The sequence below is a fragment of the Carnobacterium funditum DSM 5970 genome, from assembly GCF_000744185.1.
GTDB classification, from domain to species: domain Bacteria; phylum Bacillota; class Bacilli; order Lactobacillales; family Carnobacteriaceae; genus Carnobacterium_A; species Carnobacterium_A funditum.
Genome location: NZ_JQLL01000001.1, coordinates 2,088,949 through 2,104,608 on the forward strand (window position 1 = coordinate 2,088,949; position 15,660 = coordinate 2,104,608).

A 15,660-nucleotide genomic window follows, 5' to 3' on the forward strand; every position below is an offset into this window, starting at 1 on the left:
TTTAGCTTGAAATGTTCGTTATCCTTAAAGTACTTAGTAAATCAAAGGAGGTTAAACATATGGGAAGTATAAGATGGGTTTGGAAATACATTCGTGCCTATTGGTTTAAATTATCAATAGGCATTAGCTTAATTATTATAGTGGCTTTGTTAAATATTGTCTCACCGTTAATTGGTGGAATGATTGTTGATAACGTTATTATAAGCGGGGAATCAGAAATGTTGGTTCCATTACTAATTGTGATGATTGTGGCCTCCCTTTTTCGTACGATTCTCCGCTATGTCTACCAAATTATGTTTGAACAGATAGGGCAAAATACGTTATTCAATATTCGTGAAGAAATGTATCGTAAACTACAAGAACTTGATTTTAGTTTTTTTAACACTACTCGAGTGGGTGACATAATGGCTAGAATGACAGGTGATACGAATGCGATTCGGCACGCGGTTTCATGGCTGTTCTATAACGTTTTAGACAATTTTTTGTTACTCGTTTCAGCTATTGTAGTGATGGGGATTATTGAATGGCGGTTAATGCTGGCGTTGGTTTTTATTACACCATTTATTGGGCTATTAACCATTGCCCTATCTCGTAAGGCTAATCCTGTTTTTTATCAAATTCGTGAGAGCTTTTCTAGGTTGAACTCAATGGTAGAAGAAAATGTTAGTGGAAATAAAGTAGTGAAAGCCTTCGCAAGAGAAGACTATGAAATTGAAAAATTCAACAAATTTAATGAAGACTATAAAAAGAGGAATTTAGAATCAGCAGCTGTGACAAAAACGTACTTGCCAGTATTGGAAACTTTGGCGTCTTTTTTATCTGTGATTACAATTGGACTAGGAGGACTATTAGTCATTGATGGCAGTATGACTTTAGGGAATCTAGTTGCATTTAATGGGTTTATTTGGATGTTAACGATTCCTATGCGTAATGTAGGGTGGTATGTGAATGACTTACAGCATTTTATCACAGCAACGTATAAAATTAGAGAATTACTAGCGGCTAAACCGAAGATTCCACTTGAAAAAAGACAGACAACTCCAACCATTAGAGGAGTTGTTGAATTTCAGGATGTTTCATTTCATTTTGCAGATGATCCGGATACAGAGGTGTTAAGTCATATTTCATTGAAAGCCTCACCTGGCCAAACCATTGGTATTTTAGGAGAGACTGGTTCAGGCAAATCAACATTAGTAAATTTAATTTCACGATTTTTTGATCCGACTGAAGGGCGTATACTCATTGATGGACAAGATGCAAGAAAAATCAATGTACGTGAATTGAGAAAGCATATTGCCATCGTGATGCAAGATGTATTTTTATTCTCAGAAACAATAAAAGAAAATATCGCATTTGGAACACCAGAAGCTGAGCTAGAAAGAATCAAACTAATGGCTCGTGTTGCCGATGCCAGTCCATTCATCGAGCAAATGCCAGACCAATACAACACCTTTTTGGGAGAACGTGGAAGTGGGTTGTCAGGTGGACAGCGTCAACGAATTTCATTAGCAAGAGGATTGATGAAAGATCCTTCGATACTGATTTTAGATGACACCACTTCAGCAGTTGATATGGAAACAGAAGTGAAAATTCAACAAGAACTGCAAACTGTTTCACAAAAGAAGACAACGTTCATTATAGCGAATCGTATTTCTTCTGTTAAATCAGCAGATGAAATTCTAATCTTGTCTAAAGGGGAAATAATCGAACGGGGAACACATGTATCCCTACTGGAACTTAAAGGTGCCTACTACAAAATCTACTTGAAACAACTAGGCAAGTCAGATGACGATGAGGGGGTGTCAGATAATGGCCCAGAATAGTGCTAGAAAAGATGAAGAGCTGAAAGAAGAGTTTAATAAAGAACAGTTTAAACGATTAGGGGGTTATTTAAAACCGTATAAAAAAGCTGTATCAAAAATATTACTTGTCATCTTGTTATCTAATATTATTTTGGTGCTGGGTCCTTATCTGACGAGTATTGTCATCGATGTGGCTATACCAAATAAAGACACTGCTCTGATGGGTTGGATTATTCTTGTTTTTTCTCTGGCAACCCTTGTCGGTGGTTGGTGTTCAAGGTATCGTATTCAACATATTACATTATTAGGACAAAATGTTTTAAAAGATATGCGGTCACAAATTTTTGAGCACATTCAAAAATTATCTTTTTCCTATTTTGACACTCGACCACATGGAAAAATCGTTATACGAGTCGTTAATTATATCAATTCGCTAAGTGATTTGCTTTCGAATGGGTTAATCAACGTGATTTCGGATGTTTTAAGCTTAGTTGTGACGGTAGTCTTTATGTTTTCGATAAATGTCAAGTTGACATTGTATACATTTATATTATTGCCATTTCTATTTGTGGCGACACTATATATTCAAAAAGCCCAACGAAAAGCTTTTCAAGATGTTAGTAATAAACAAGCCAACTTAAATGCTTATATTCATGAAAGTATTTCTGGAATTAAAGTAACACAATCGTTCACCCGTGAATCAATGAATAATGACATATTTTCAGAAGTTAGCCAAGATCAAAGAACCACTTGGCTAAAAGCCGTTAAAATCCAATTGTTATTAGCGCCAGCTATTCAAAATGTTGCGACAGTTACTATCTCACTTATTTATTTTATTGGTGTGAGAGGGATAGGAGTAGATGTCTCTACTGGGGTCTTAATTGCTTTTATTGGTTATGTTAATAACTTTTGGAATCCGATGGTTAATATCGGGAACTTTTATAACTCGCTCATTACTGGGACGGCTTATCTCGAACGAATTTTTGAAACACTCGATGTAAAGCCTGAAATTACAGATAAAGAAGATGCATTTGTTATGCCACCTGTAAAAGGAGACGTTGTTTTTAAAGATGTTACATTTGGGTATAAACCAGATCAAACAATTTTTGAAAACCTATCTTTCCATGCTGAACCAGGAGAAACCATTGCAATAGTTGGCCCGACTGGAGCAGGGAAATCAACTATTATTAATTTAATCAGTCGGTTTTATGATGTGAATGAGGGTGAAATTTTGGTAGATGGTATTGATATTCGAAACGTGACATTAAAATCGTTGAGAGATCAAATAGGGGTTATGCTACAAGATACATTTATTTTTTCTGGTACTATCATGGAGAACATAAACTATGGGAATTTAGATGCCACAGAAGAAGAAATAATGGCAGCGGCTAAAATTGTTCGTGCGCATGAATTTATCATGCAGCAAAAAAATGGTTATGATACTGTAATCAATGAGCGAGGGAGCACATTGTCAGCTGGACAACGTCAACTAATTTCTTTTGCTCGTACATTGTTAGCCGATCCAAAAGTATTAATTCTAGATGAAGCGACTTCAAGTATTGATACACAAACTGAAATTCTTTTACAAGAAGGGCTCGATCGTTTGTTAGAAGGAAGGACAGCTTTTATCATTGCTCACCGATTATCGACAATCAAAAACAGTACAAGAATTTTTTATATTGCTGATAAAATTATCCAAGAATCGGGTAGTCATCAAGAATTGATGGACCAAAAAGGGTTGTACTACCATTTATACAAAACACAATTCGATTTATTGCAAAAAATGTAAGATTAAGATAGTTAAATGGTAATAAATAATACGTTTTGCACTACAAACAAAAGGGTTTGTAGTGCAATTTTTATGAAAAATAAAGATTTTTGGTACGGCATTGTTTTGCTAGCGGCTAAATGGGGTGTATGATATATTTGTGTAAGAATTAGAGGAATGAAAAGAGGATGACTATGAAAAACCAGATTTTTGAAAGAGAACACCAAATTAATTACTATGAATGTGATGCTAATAAGCAATTAACTATTTCTATGTTGGTCAATGTGATGATGCAAGTGTCAGGCGAACAAAGCCACGAGTTGGGTGTAGGAGATGAAGAATTAGCTAAAAAAGGATTAGCATGGATTGTGCTTCAGTATGCGGTAGATATTAAGCATATCCCAACCGCTCATCAAAAAATAAAAATAACGACACAAGCCTTGTCTTACAATAAATTATTTTGTTACCGTGAATTTCATGTATACGATGAGACAGGGACTCTTTGCGTAACAGCTAAAAGTACCTTTGCATTGTTGAATTTTGAAAAAAGGAAGATGGTTCGTATACAAGAAGAAACGGTTGCACCTTTTCAGGCACCCTTTTCAAAAAAATTGGTCCGTACGCCTAAACCTGAAAAAGTAGTAGAGGAACAATTTACAGAAAACGAATACCGTGTCCGTTACTTAGATATTGATACAAATCTACATGTGAATAATTCCAAATACTTAGATTGGGCAATAGATACATTGGATTATGACTTTTTGACAACTCATAAATTAACCCATCTTAACATTAAATTTGAAAAAGAAGTTTACTATGGCAATCAAATAAATAGCCAAATGAGTCTCTTTGAGAATGAAGAAGGGGAAATAATCTCTGCTCACCGTATTATGACTGGAGATGTAGTAAACAGTGAAGCAAGCATGACTTGGAAAAAAAATGGAGAGGAATCAAACAGGTGAAGAAATGGTAACAATCAACGATATCGCTAAACAAGCTGGGGTTGCTAAAAGTACCGTTTCCAGATATTTAAATGGTGGATCAGTGAGTCAAAAAACAAAAGAAAAATTAGGCCTAATCGTTGCTGAAACTGGCTATATACCAAATACGTTTGCCCAAAGTCTGAAAGCGAAAAAAACCGCTATTATTGGAACGATTATTCCACGGCTAGATTCTTATTCTGCAAATGAAGTGTTAATTTCTATTGATGAAGGATTAAGAAAGAAAAATTTTCAACTACTAATCACGAATACGAATCAAAATTCTGAGAGAGAAATTGAAAGTATTTATTCATTAGCGAGTCAGAAGGTTGCAGGGATTCTTTTATTTGCAACGGTTATCACAGAAGCACACAAAAAAGCCATTGCTGATGTCGGTATTCCGGTTATTTTATTAGGCCAACAAGCTGAAGACCTTTACTCGATCGTCCACGATGAATATGATGCAGGGTTTAAAATAGGCAAGTATGCTACTCATTTAGGACACAAAAACTTTTTGTACTTGAATGTTTTTGAGGCAGATGTAGCGGTAGGACAACTGCGCAAAAAAGGTGTATTAGATGCGTTAAAGGAAACAAAAGATAGCACAGTAAAAATGATTGAAATAAGTTTTACTTTTGAAAAAGCTTACCAACAAGTTTTAGAAGTATTGCCCTCAGTAAAAGCTTCTTATATTATTTGTGCGACGGATAATATTGCTTTAGCTGTATTAAAAGCTGCACATCAGTTGAAATTAGAGATTCCGGATGTTTTTTCATTATCTGGCTTTGGTGGTTATCAAATTACGACAGTCGTCTCACCAACCATTACGACTGTAAAGTATGCGTATCAAGAGTTAGGTCAAATAGCTGTAAAAAATTTGCTTTTGTTATTGGAAGGATCGACTATTCCAAAGAAAACGGTTTTGAAAAATAAATTAATAAAAAATGAATCGACTAAAAAGTGGAATTAAAACAATTATGATAAATCCCAAATTCCCTCACTGATAGTACCTGAGGTTACATCATTAGTGAGGAGAGCCAGGGATTTATTTTTTGAGGAAAGGATTGAAATGTATTTGACTAACTATTTTTTTTAACTAGTTTGTACTGGACAAAATAAATAAAAACGGTTACAATGAAAAAGAACCGGTTCCAAAAAGCAACAAACCAATAAAAGGAGGAAATAAAAATGACGGATAACGAAAGAATTGCTAAAGAAGTAATCGAAGCAGTAGGTGGAAATGAAAATATCCAATCGGTAGCTCATTGTGCGACACGTTTGAGAATTATGGTAAATAAGGAAGAAAGTATCGATAAAGAAGCGATAGAAAATATTGACAAGGTAAAAGGAGCATTTTATAATTCAGGGCAGTTTCAAATCATTTTTGGAACCGGTACCGTTAATAAAATTTATGAAGAAGTGATGGCGTTAGGAGCTCCTGGAAGCTCAACAAGTGATATGAAACAAGAAGCTAAAAAGCAAGGAAATGTAGTTCAACGGACGATTCGGACCTTTGGAGACGTATTTGTTCCGATTATTCCAGTTTTGGTTGCAACAGGACTATTTATGGGATTGCGTGGCTTGTTGACGCAAGAACAAGTATTAGCGGTCTTCGGCCTAGTACCAGCAGATATTAGTGCAAACTTTTTATTGTATACGCAAGTATTAACTGACACAGCTTTTGCATTTTTACCAGCCTTAGTTGCTTGGTCTTCATTCAAAGTGTTTGGCGGATCTCCCGTTATTGGGATTGTTTTAGGTTTGATGCTAGTTAATCCGGCCCTTCCCAATGCCTATGCAGTTGCAGGCGGCACCGCTGATCCAATTACGATGTTTGGTTTTATTCCTGTAGTAGGTTATCAAGGAACGGTTCTACCGGCCTTTATTGCTGGTTTTGCAGGAGCTAAACTAGAAAGATGGATACGCAAACGTGTTCCAGAGTATTTAGATTTATTGCTTACACCGTTTTTGACATTATTAATTATGAGTATCTTATCGCTATTTTTGATTGGACCTGTTTTTCACTCTTTAGAAGAAGTTGTATTAAATGCAACCGTCTGGGCATTAGCTTTGCCATTTGGTTTAGCTGGATTAGTTATCGGTGGATTAAACCAAATTGTTGTCGTAACCGGTATTCACCATCTATTTAATTTCCTAGAAATTCAACTATTGACAAATACTGGAGTAAACCCTTTCAACGGCATTATCACAGCTAGTATAGCCGCACAAGGTGGAGCATCTTTAGCAGTAGCGATGAAAACAAAATCTAAAAAATTGAAAGCTTTAGCTTATCCTTCGACCTTATCTGCTTTTCTAGGGATTACCGAACCAGCAGTATTTGGTGTGAATTTGAGATATGTTAAGCCATTTATCTTCGGATTAGTTGGTGGAGCAGCCGGCGGATTCTTTGGAAATATCATGGGATTAGAAGCTTCAGGTATGGCCATAACCGTTATTCCAGGAACGTTATTGTATTTGAATAACCAAATTATCTGGTATTTATTGACGAATGTGATTGCAATTTCTGTGGCTTTTACCTTAACTTATTTCTTTGGTTACAGCGATAAAATGAAAAATGAACTAGAAGCGTGAAAGGAAGTTTAAAAAATGGCACAGAATAAAACAATGGGAAAATATGGATTGGGGTATCATATCACAGCTCCTAAGGGATTATTAAATGATCCCAACGGATTGATTCAGTTTAATGGGGTGTATCACGTCTTTTACCAATGGAATCAAAACGGCACAACCCATACGACCAAAAGCTGGGGCCATGTTACTTCCGATGACTTAATCCATTGGACTAATCAACCAGTAGCTCTGGAGCCAGATGAATGGTTTGATAAAGATGGCTGTTATTCTGGAAGTGCCGTATCATTTGAAAATAAACTGTATTTATTTTATACCGGTAATGTCCGAAATGAAAAAAATGAACGCGAAAGTTATCAGTGTTTAGCAGTCTCAGAAGATGGAATACATTTCGAAAAAAAAGGACCAGTCATAGCTCAACCAAGTGGTTATACAGCACACATAAGAGATCCAAAAGTGTGGCAAGAAGAGAATAACGATTGGTGGATGGTGTTAGGCGCTCAAAAAGATAACCTAACAGGGGATACGTTAATTTACCATTCAACCAACCTAATCGATTGGACTTGTAAAGGCTCTCTAATAGATCATGCTAATGAGGATAGTTTTATGTGGGAATGTCCAGATTTAGTGCAATTCGAACAGAAAGCTGCCTTTATCTTTTCTCCACAAGGACTAACGGCTAAAGGAGATGAGTTTAATAATATTTACCAATCTGGGTATTTAACAGGTGAATTCAAAAAAACAGGTAAGTTTTTACCAGATGATCATCCGTTTAAAGAATTGGATAGAGGCTTTGAATTCTATGCCCCTCAAACTTTCCAAGATAATAACGGAAGATATATTTTATTTGGCTGGATGGGTGTAATGGAACCTGAAGTTGAAGCAGCCGTTCCAACTGTTCAAGATGGTTGGATTCATAATTTAACCATTCCAAGAGAGTTGCTGTATGCTGAGGGACAACTAATACAGCGACCGGTAGTGGAGTTGGAAAAATTAAGGCAAGGTCAACCTCAAGTTATCGTAGGAAAGACCAAAGAATCGTTGCAACTAACCACACTGCAAAATGAAATTTCGTTCAATTGGAAAGAGGCAGCAGGATCATTCGCTTTTCAAATCAGGAATGAAGTGTTGGTCGAATACGATAAAGCGTTGCGTCGTATTCAAGTGACTCGTACAAACTGGCTCACTAATAAGAGAGAGACGCGTGCAGTTACGCTCAAGCGGCCATTGACTCAGATGCAAGGGTTTCTCGAAAGCTCCACACTCGAACTTTTTGTTAATGATGGAGAAGAAGTATTTTCTTTACGTTATTTTCCAGCACAAGAAGTGAATACACTTGATATTTCTTTTTGTGAAACAGACAAAGAGCCAAAAATAACGGCCTATTCTTTAAAGCAATAAATAAAAAAGCTGGGACATGGTGCTGACCCCTAAAAGTTAGAGTTTAATATTATGCAGCCAACTGGCTGGTTTGAGTTCGGTATTCTACTGGACTTAAGCCAGCCAGTTTTTGTTTTGTGCGAATAGTATTATACCAATCGATATACTCTTCTATCTGTTTCTTAAGTTGATCGTAGGTAACTAGAGGCTCGCCGTGATACATTTCTTGTTTCATAATCCCAAAGAAATTCTCCATTGAGGCATTATCAGAACAGGTGGCTTTGCGAGACATACTCTGAAAGAGCTTATTCTTTTTTAAATGGCATCTCCATTTATTATGCTGATAATGCCAGCCTTGATCAGAGTGAATCGTAGTGCGAACTGTCCCGTTCTCTTTTACAATTTGAATGGCTTCTACTAGAGGACGTAATACTAAATCTAATGTTGGTCGTTTACTAATACCAAACGAGATGATTTCTCCATTATATAAATCATAAATTGGGTTAAGATAAAGTTTCTGATCATCAAGACATTTGAACTCAGTTATATCTGTCACTAATTTTTGCAATGCAAGCGGAGTAGAAAACCGTCGGTTTAGTAGATTTTTTGCAGTTTTTCCAACGGTTCCTTTGTAAGAGTTATACTTTCGAGTCTTACGAGTAAATTTAATACACTTCAGATCTAACTCTTTCATCAGCCGATAAACTTTTTTATGATTGATCACTAGTCCAGTTTTATTTAATTCATTCGTGATCCGCTTGTATCCATAGCGTTCTTTGAAGCGATAAAATAGCTCTGAAATCTTATTTTTTAGAGCTATATCTTGTTCGTCTGTGTTCAATCGCTTTAAATGATAATGATACGTCGCTTCGGGAATATCTACAACTACAAGGACATCCTTTATTTTGTATCCTTCTTCTTTGAGCTCGAATGCCAACGCCGCTTGTGCTTTTCGAGGTAGGCATCCGGATTCTCCTCGTAAGCTTTTAACTTTTTTAAGTAAGCATTCTCTAAGCGTAGAAGCTCATTCTCATGCTTAAGTTCTTGCTCTTTAGACATAGTTTCTTTACTTTCTATTTTTTTCTTTGGATGTTTAGACATAGAAGGTCGCCCCTTTGGTTGAAATTTCAGGCCTTCTATACCTTTTTTATTAAATGCACGATTCCAGTTCGCAATGATAGAGAATTCTCTGATTCCGAAGGAATTAGCCGTTTCTTGATAAGAAGCACCTGTTCGTTTCATAAATTGTAATACATCTAGTTTGAAATGAACAGAATAGACTTCTTTTGTTTTTTTTCGGATTAGCCCTTCTTTTCCATAATGAGTATAAAGATTGACCCACTGTTTTATAGGTGATGAACTTGGCATACCATATTTTTTTGCCAATAGATCATATGTCAACGTTCCATTTTGATACTCCTTTACAATTTTCAATTTTAAATCAGCATGATATTTAGCCATACAAAAAGACCCCCAAAAATTAGATTATTTACTCTAACTTTTGGGGGTCGGTACCCATACTATATGTTCCAGCTTTTTTCTTATCTAACGATACTCCATTTCATCTATCTATGAGAGGAGTATCGCTTTTTCTATTCTAGTTAATAGGACTTTGTTCATGTATATTGGATTTAAAGATAAGTATAATCGTTTTTTTTGATAACAAACTCGTCTTTATAAGTTGTTACGTTTACAATAGAGACAGATAACCGGTGAAAAAGAAGACTATTTTGTAAAATTAGTGGATTCAATAATCAGCTAAGAAATAAGAAGAGAAAGAAGGGGATATCTTGGAAAATAAAGTAAATACAAAAGGATCAATAAAAAAATTTCTTTCTTTGTTGAATCAACTCAATTGGCCGAAAGGGAGAATGGCACTTGCTTTTTTATTGTCTTTGTTTTCAACGGGTGCCAGTCTAGCCATCCCGCTAGTTACAAAAGAGCTAGTGGATTCTTTAACAGCAGCATCCTTTAGCTGGCAAACAGGGTTATTTCTATTTGCCGTTTTTGTCGTACAGGGCTTATTGGGTGGACTATCGCTCTATTTATTAGCTTATATAGGGGAGACAATCGTTGCAGACTTACGTATTAAATTATGGAATAAAGTTCTTAGGTTACCTGTTTCCTATTATGATGACAATGAAACTGGGGAGACGATGAGTCGAATTACGCAAGATACATCACTGTTGAAACAACTTGTTTCAGAGCACCTTGTTTCATTTATCACTGGAATGATATCCATTATTGGTGCAGTGGGAATTCTCTTGTATCTAGATTGGAGAATCACACTTCTTATGCTTACTAGCGTACCAATTAGCCTGGCTATCATCTTGCCGCTCGGTAATATCATGTATAAAATTGCCCGAGCAACACAAACAGAGATGGCAAAATTATCTGGTCACCTAAGTAGAGTGTTAGGTGATATCCGTTTAGTAAAGGCTTATCAAGCAGAACCCAAAGAAGGTGAGAAAGGAGAGAAAGCTATTCGTTCCTTATTTTCATATGGCTTGAAAGAAGCAAAAGTCCAGTCCATTATATCTCCAGTTATGACTCTTGTCATGATGAGTATTGTTGTTGTTATCCTAGGATATGGTGGATCACAAGTATCAAAAGGTCTTTTGAGTGCAGGGACACTTGTTGCTATCATATTTTTATTATTCCAGATTATTCTTCCGTTTGCACGGATGACCCAAGTATTTACTGTTTTCCAAAAAGCAGTCGGAGCGACGGAACGAATCCAGCAGATTCTTGATATGGACAGTGAAAAAACTGAAGGAATTACAGTTATTTCTGAAGGAGTAGTGCGTTTCGAAGCGGTCGATTTCGCGTATGATTCAGGTGTAGAGGTGTTAAAAGATGTTTCGTTCCAAGTACAACCCGGTACTGTTACAGCATTTGTAGGTCCAAGTGGAGGAGGAAAGACAACCCTTTTTTCACTCTTGGAAAGATTTTATCTACCGACATCTGGAGAAATACTTTTGGGAGAGACACCGATTTGTGACATTGCCCTATCTGATTGGCGAAAGCGAATTGGTTATGTTTCTCAAGAGAGCCCTTTATTGAGTGGAACGATTATGGATAATATCGTATTTGGACTGAAAAATCGACCTCCAATAGAAGCTGTGCGAAGTGCAGCACAATCGGCAAATGCGCTTGTATTTATTGAAGAGATGTCGAATGGCTTTGACACACTTGTCGGAGAGCGAGGGATGAAACTTTCTGGGGGTCAGCGCCAACGGATAGCTATTGCGCGAGCATTGTTAAACAATCCCGAGATTTTGTTGTTAGATGAAGCAACCTCCAATTTGGATAGTGGTTCCGAAGCGCATGTGCAAGAAGCATTGCAGCGACTGATGGACGGACGGACGACGTTAATCATTGCCCATCGGCTATCAACGATTGTTGAAGCGGATCAACTCATTTTTTTAGAAATGGGGCGTATTACTGGAATTGGCACCCATCAGGAGTTAATCGATTTCCATCCGTTATACCGAGAATTCGCACAAGGACAAGGGTTACTATCCTAGATTCACTCTCTCACATTTAAAAAGCACACAAAAAACACGCCTAAACGAATGGGTTTATATACTAGTTTAGGTGTGTTCTTTTTATCTTTTGATTCAGCTTCTTTATATATGCGATTTTTTGTTTTAGCGCATGCCATAAAAATTTCATTAAAAATACTGAGCAATTTCAACTGGGTCTCGAGTGGTATCTAAAGCGACCATTAATTTAATGCGAGCTTTAGGACCGGTCAACCCATTGGTGAAGATAACTCCAGCTTCATGTAGTTGTTTTCCACCACCCAAATAGTCGTATACATCTTGCGCGATTCCATTAAATGAACGGGAAACTAAAACCACGGGAATCTTTTTATCTAATAATCGATGCAACGAAGGTAAGACAGCAGGTGGCAAATTACCCGCACCTAGAGCCTCGATGACTAGCCCATCGGTTTCAGGTTTGTTTAAAGCTTCAAAAAGGGTACCGTCCATTCCAGCATAAGCTTTTAATACATACACATTTTTATCAACAGAAGAAATGGTGAATTTTTCTTCTGTAATGAGTTTTTGGAAAAATAAGACTTCATTTTTAGAAATCAAACCAATTGGTCCAAAAGTAGGTGTTTGAAAGGTAGCAACATTTGAAGTATGTGTCTTAGTCACATAACGAGCGGTATGAATCTCATCATTCATAACGACTAAAACACCTTTATTTTGAGCTTCATCGGATAAAGCTACCCAAACAGCACTTTGGAAGTTGTATAATCCATCTGAACCAATTTCATTACTTGAACGCATGGCACCGGTAAGAACAATAGGCAAAGCGTGACTCAAGGTTAAATCTAAAAAATAAGCTGTTTCTTCTAAAGTATCTGTTCCGTGAGTAATAACAAAACCATCAGCTTCATGCAAAAGAATAGCCTGTTCGATTCGATTTTTTAAAGCCAGCATTTCTTTAGGAGTGATATGAGGAGAAGGCAGTTGAAAAAAATCCTCTACAATCAAGTTGGCTTCTTTATCAAATAAATGGCTGTGTTTTTGTAATGGATTTTCTGTATTTGGATGAACTTTACCAGTAGTTTGGTCTTCACTCATAGCGATGGTTCCGCCTGTATGTAAAACTAAAATAGTTTTCAAATAGATTTTCCTCCTTGTGTAAAAAAATAAAAAAGTGGTTCTTTGTTTCAGTACCCACTTTTCGTTTAAAGAATTAATTGAAAAAGGGATTGGATAGTTTTTCTTGTCCAATAGTCGATTTCTCACCATGACCTGGATAAATTAGCATCTTATCGGCTAATGTAAAGAGTTGTTCTTTAATACCCTTTAATAAATCTTTTGAGTTACTAAAGGGCAGATCAGAACGGCCCACACCATTTTTAAATAACGCATCACCAGTGATAACAAAATCAGAAAAAATAAAGCTAACTCCACCAGGAGAATGACCAGGAGTAGGGACAACACGAAGTTCGATTCCATCAAAATTGTAATCTTCCATCGTTTCGAACTCATATTCAGCTGGTTGAGCAATAATAGGTTTTAAGAGCGATTGCGAAAGGTTAAGTGTAGGGTTCATTGGCCAGTCTTTTTCTAGTGGACTAACATAAACCGGAATATTATAGGTTGTACGAGTCTCTTCTAATGCCCCAATGTGATCGTAATGGCAATGAGTTAATAAGATAGCGACAGGCATTACTTGTAACTCTTCGATAGCGTTCATGATTTTTGAAAAGTCAGCTCCCGGATCAACAATTAAAGCCGTCTTATCTTGGTAAATAACATAGCAATTCTCTGCTATTGTTCCAGTGACAATTTGTTTTATTTTAGTCATAATAAAAGTTCCTCTCATTTTCTGTTTAGGACAAGTATACTCGAAAAAGAAAAAAAGCAACAGTTCAAGAACTAGTTAAATAGAAGAATAGTAGAGATTTTTTTTAATTTCACCTAAATAAATGCTATAATTTAACTGATGAGAAAAAGAGTTATCTGATGAAATAAACGATTACTAGTTAGTTTCATAGCCCATTCGTTAGCGAATAAGTGGGTTAAAAATTGTGAGAGACTGCTAAGTTCGTTGCGAAAAAGCTATATTAAAACAGAAATCCTGTTATACTAATAAAAATAAAACAAATGAGTGAGGTTATTATGAAAAGAAATATGTTTGAAGAATTTAATATTGCACAAGAACTTATCGAGGCGTTAGAAAGTTTACGTTACTATAAGCCTACTGCTGTTCAAAAAGAAGTGTTACCCTTAGCATTAGCCAAAAAAGATGTGATTGTTGAGTCACAAACGGGTAGTGGAAAAACAGTGAGTTACGGTCTTCCATTATGTGAAAATGTCATTTGGGAAGAAAATCATCCACAAGCCTTAGTCTTAGTACCAACTAGAGAACTTGCTTTGCAAGTAAAAGAAGACATCACCAATATTGGGCGTTTAAAACGCATAAAGGCTACTGCTGTTTTTGGGAAATCCTCTTTTGAAACCCAAAAATCAGAATTAAAACAAAAAAGTCACATCGTAGTCGGAACACCTGGACGAGTACTCGATCATTTACAAAAAGGAACATTTAAAGTGGATAAGCTACGGTACTTGGTCATTGACGAAGCCGATGAAATGTTAAATATGGGCTTTATTGATCAAATGGCTGCCATTATTGAATTCCTACCAGAAGAACGTCAAACACTATTGTTTTCAGCTACAATGCCAGCAGAAGTTGAACGATTAGCTAGTTTTTATATGAAAGCCGATAAAGTATCCGTTAAGATTGAAGCAACAGAACAATCTAAGCCTAAAATTGTTCAATCTTATTTAAAAGTTGAGCCGGATAAGAAACCAGAGCAGCTGTTGGATTTACTCATTGTTGAAAATCCAGATAGCTGTATGATTTTTTGTAATACACAAGAAGCCGTTAATCAATTGTATGTCTTCTTGAATAAAGCTGGATTAACCATTGATAAAATTCACGGTGGAATGGTGCAAGAAGATCGTTTCAGTGTGATGGATGATTTTAGAAAAGGAAAATTCCGTTATTTGGTAGCGACTGATGTAGCAGCTCGCGGCATTGATATCGATAACGTGACACACGTCATCAACTATGATGTGCCTGTAGAAAAAGAGAGTTTTATTCATCGGACAGGAAGAACCGGTCGTGCTGGGAAAACAGGCACAGCTTTAACGTTGGTTACCCCTAAAGAAAGACCTTGGTGGCAAGAAGTAAGAGCTTACGCACAACAAGAAATCACTGAAATTAGCGCTCCAAATAGTCGCTTTGTTCAATCGCATAAATCAGCATTTGAAAAGAAAATGCAAGAACGGTTGATTGTTAAAACAGCTCGAAACAAAGAGTTGAACCGAGGTATAACGAAAATTTATTTTAATGGCGGCAAAAAGAAAAAATTAAGAGCTGTTGATTTTGTTGGAACGTTAACAAATATTCCAGGAATTAAAGCCGATGATATTGGGATCATTACGATTCAAGAAAACGTCACATACGTAGAAGTATTAAATGGTAAAGGTCCAAGAGTGATTGAAGAGATGAAAGAAAGAACCGTTAAAGGGAAGCAATTAAAAGTCCACAAAGCAAATGCAAACAAATAAAAAAACAGATCGCAGCCAAACTAAGAATAGTTGGCTGTGGT

At 36.4% G+C, this 15,660-nt stretch carries 10 protein-coding genes and 2 pseudogenes; 8 read left to right on the top strand and 4 right to left on the bottom strand.

Going from position 1 to position 15,660, the window contains the following annotated elements; translation table 11 throughout:
* The first annotated feature begins 59 nt into the window (after positions 1-59).
* From BR44_RS09790 to BR44_RS09815, 6 genes and pseudogenes are all read left to right on the top strand, one after another.
* Positions 60-1,823, top strand: coding sequence for an ABC transporter ATP-binding protein (locus BR44_RS09790; RefSeq protein WP_034552315.1), 1,764 nt, complete (start codon positions 60-62; stop codon positions 1,821-1,823).
* A complete protein-coding gene (locus BR44_RS09795) occupies positions 1,810-3,591 on the top strand; it encodes an ABC transporter ATP-binding protein (protein ID WP_034552318.1) in 1,782 nt (593 codons plus the stop codon). The genes BR44_RS09790 and BR44_RS09795 overlap by 14 nt, the downstream gene beginning before the upstream one ends.
* 173 nt (positions 3,592-3,764) lie before the next feature.
* On the top strand, positions 3,765-4,532 hold the full coding sequence (locus tag BR44_RS09800; protein ID WP_051912685.1) for an acyl-[acyl-carrier-protein] thioesterase: 768 nt from the start codon (positions 3,765-3,767) through the stop codon (positions 4,530-4,532).
* Positions 4,533-4,536: 4 nt separating this feature from the next.
* Positions 4,537-5,520, top strand: a complete 984-nt coding sequence (locus tag BR44_RS09805; RefSeq protein WP_034553255.1) for a LacI family DNA-binding transcriptional regulator — start codon at positions 4,537-4,539, stop codon at positions 5,518-5,520.
* A 218-nt stretch (positions 5,521-5,738) separates the two neighbouring features.
* Positions 5,739-7,118: pseudogene (locus BR44_RS09810) on the top strand (sucrose-specific PTS transporter subunit IIBC); the annotation flags it as partial.
* Positions 7,119-7,157: 39 nt separating this feature from the next.
* Complete coding sequence (locus BR44_RS09815) at positions 7,158-8,540, top strand: glycoside hydrolase family 32 protein (protein WP_034552328.1); 1,383 nt, start codon at positions 7,158-7,160, stop codon at positions 8,538-8,540.
* Positions 8,541-8,589: 49 nt separating this feature from the next.
* On the opposite strand, the pseudogene BR44_RS09820 reads toward BR44_RS09815, so the two are convergent.
* A pseudogene (locus BR44_RS09820) lies at positions 8,590-9,465 on the bottom strand (IS3 family transposase); the annotation flags it as partial.
* Positions 9,420-9,980, bottom strand: a complete 561-nt coding sequence (locus tag BR44_RS09825) for a helix-turn-helix domain-containing protein (RefSeq protein ID WP_034552331.1) — start codon at positions 9,978-9,980, stop codon at positions 9,420-9,422. The pseudogene BR44_RS09820 and the gene BR44_RS09825, both read right to left, overlap by 46 nt.
* 329 nt (positions 9,981-10,309) lie before the next feature.
* Between BR44_RS09825 and BR44_RS09830 the strand changes: the two genes are divergently transcribed.
* Positions 10,310-12,046 carry an ABC transporter ATP-binding protein gene (locus tag BR44_RS09830; protein ID WP_245592963.1) on the top strand — a complete coding sequence of 579 codons (1,737 nt, stop codon included), beginning with the start codon at positions 10,310-10,312 and terminating at the stop codon, positions 12,044-12,046.
* Positions 12,047-12,193: 147 nt separating this feature from the next.
* Here the strand turns inward: BR44_RS09830 and BR44_RS09835 are convergent, their stop codons facing one another.
* A complete protein-coding gene (locus BR44_RS09835; RefSeq protein ID WP_034552336.1) occupies positions 12,194-13,159 on the bottom strand; it encodes an asparaginase in 966 nt (321 codons plus the stop codon).
* Positions 13,160-13,232: 73 nt separating this feature from the next.
* Positions 13,233-13,850: an MBL fold metallo-hydrolase gene (locus BR44_RS09840; protein WP_034552338.1), complete on the bottom strand. Its 618-nt coding sequence runs from the start codon at positions 13,848-13,850 to the stop codon at positions 13,233-13,235.
* A gap of 314 nt (positions 13,851-14,164) precedes the next feature.
* Between BR44_RS09840 and BR44_RS09845 the strand changes: the two genes are divergently transcribed.
* Positions 14,165-15,619, top strand: coding sequence for a DEAD/DEAH box helicase (locus BR44_RS09845; RefSeq protein ID WP_034552340.1), 1,455 nt, complete (start codon positions 14,165-14,167; stop codon positions 15,617-15,619).
* Positions 15,620-15,660: the final 41 nt, after the last annotated feature.

What these genes read in the sequence shown, in the direction of transcription:
- BR44_RS09825 (WP_034552331.1), bottom strand. Translation starts at nt 9,980, where the DNA reads ATGGCTAAATATCATGCTGATTTAAAATTGAAAATTGTAAAGGAGTAT.
- BR44_RS09840 (WP_034552338.1), bottom strand. Translation starts at nt 13,850, where the DNA reads ATGACTAAAATAAAACAAATTGTCACTGGAACAATAGCAGAGAATTGC.
- BR44_RS09800 (WP_051912685.1), top strand. Translation starts at nt 3,765, where the DNA reads ATGAAAAACCAGATTTTTGAAAGAGAACACCAAATTAATTACTATGAA.
- BR44_RS09795 (WP_034552318.1), top strand. Translation starts at nt 1,810, where the DNA reads ATGGCCCAGAATAGTGCTAGAAAAGATGAAGAGCTGAAAGAAGAGTTT.
- BR44_RS09845 (WP_034552340.1), top strand. Translation starts at nt 14,165, where the DNA reads ATGAAAAGAAATATGTTTGAAGAATTTAATATTGCACAAGAACTTATC.
- BR44_RS09815 (WP_034552328.1), top strand. Translation starts at nt 7,158, where the DNA reads ATGGCACAGAATAAAACAATGGGAAAATATGGATTGGGGTATCATATC.
- BR44_RS09805 (WP_034553255.1), top strand. Translation starts at nt 4,537, where the DNA reads ATGGTAACAATCAACGATATCGCTAAACAAGCTGGGGTTGCTAAAAGT.
- BR44_RS09790 (WP_034552315.1), top strand. Translation starts at nt 60, where the DNA reads ATGGGAAGTATAAGATGGGTTTGGAAATACATTCGTGCCTATTGGTTT.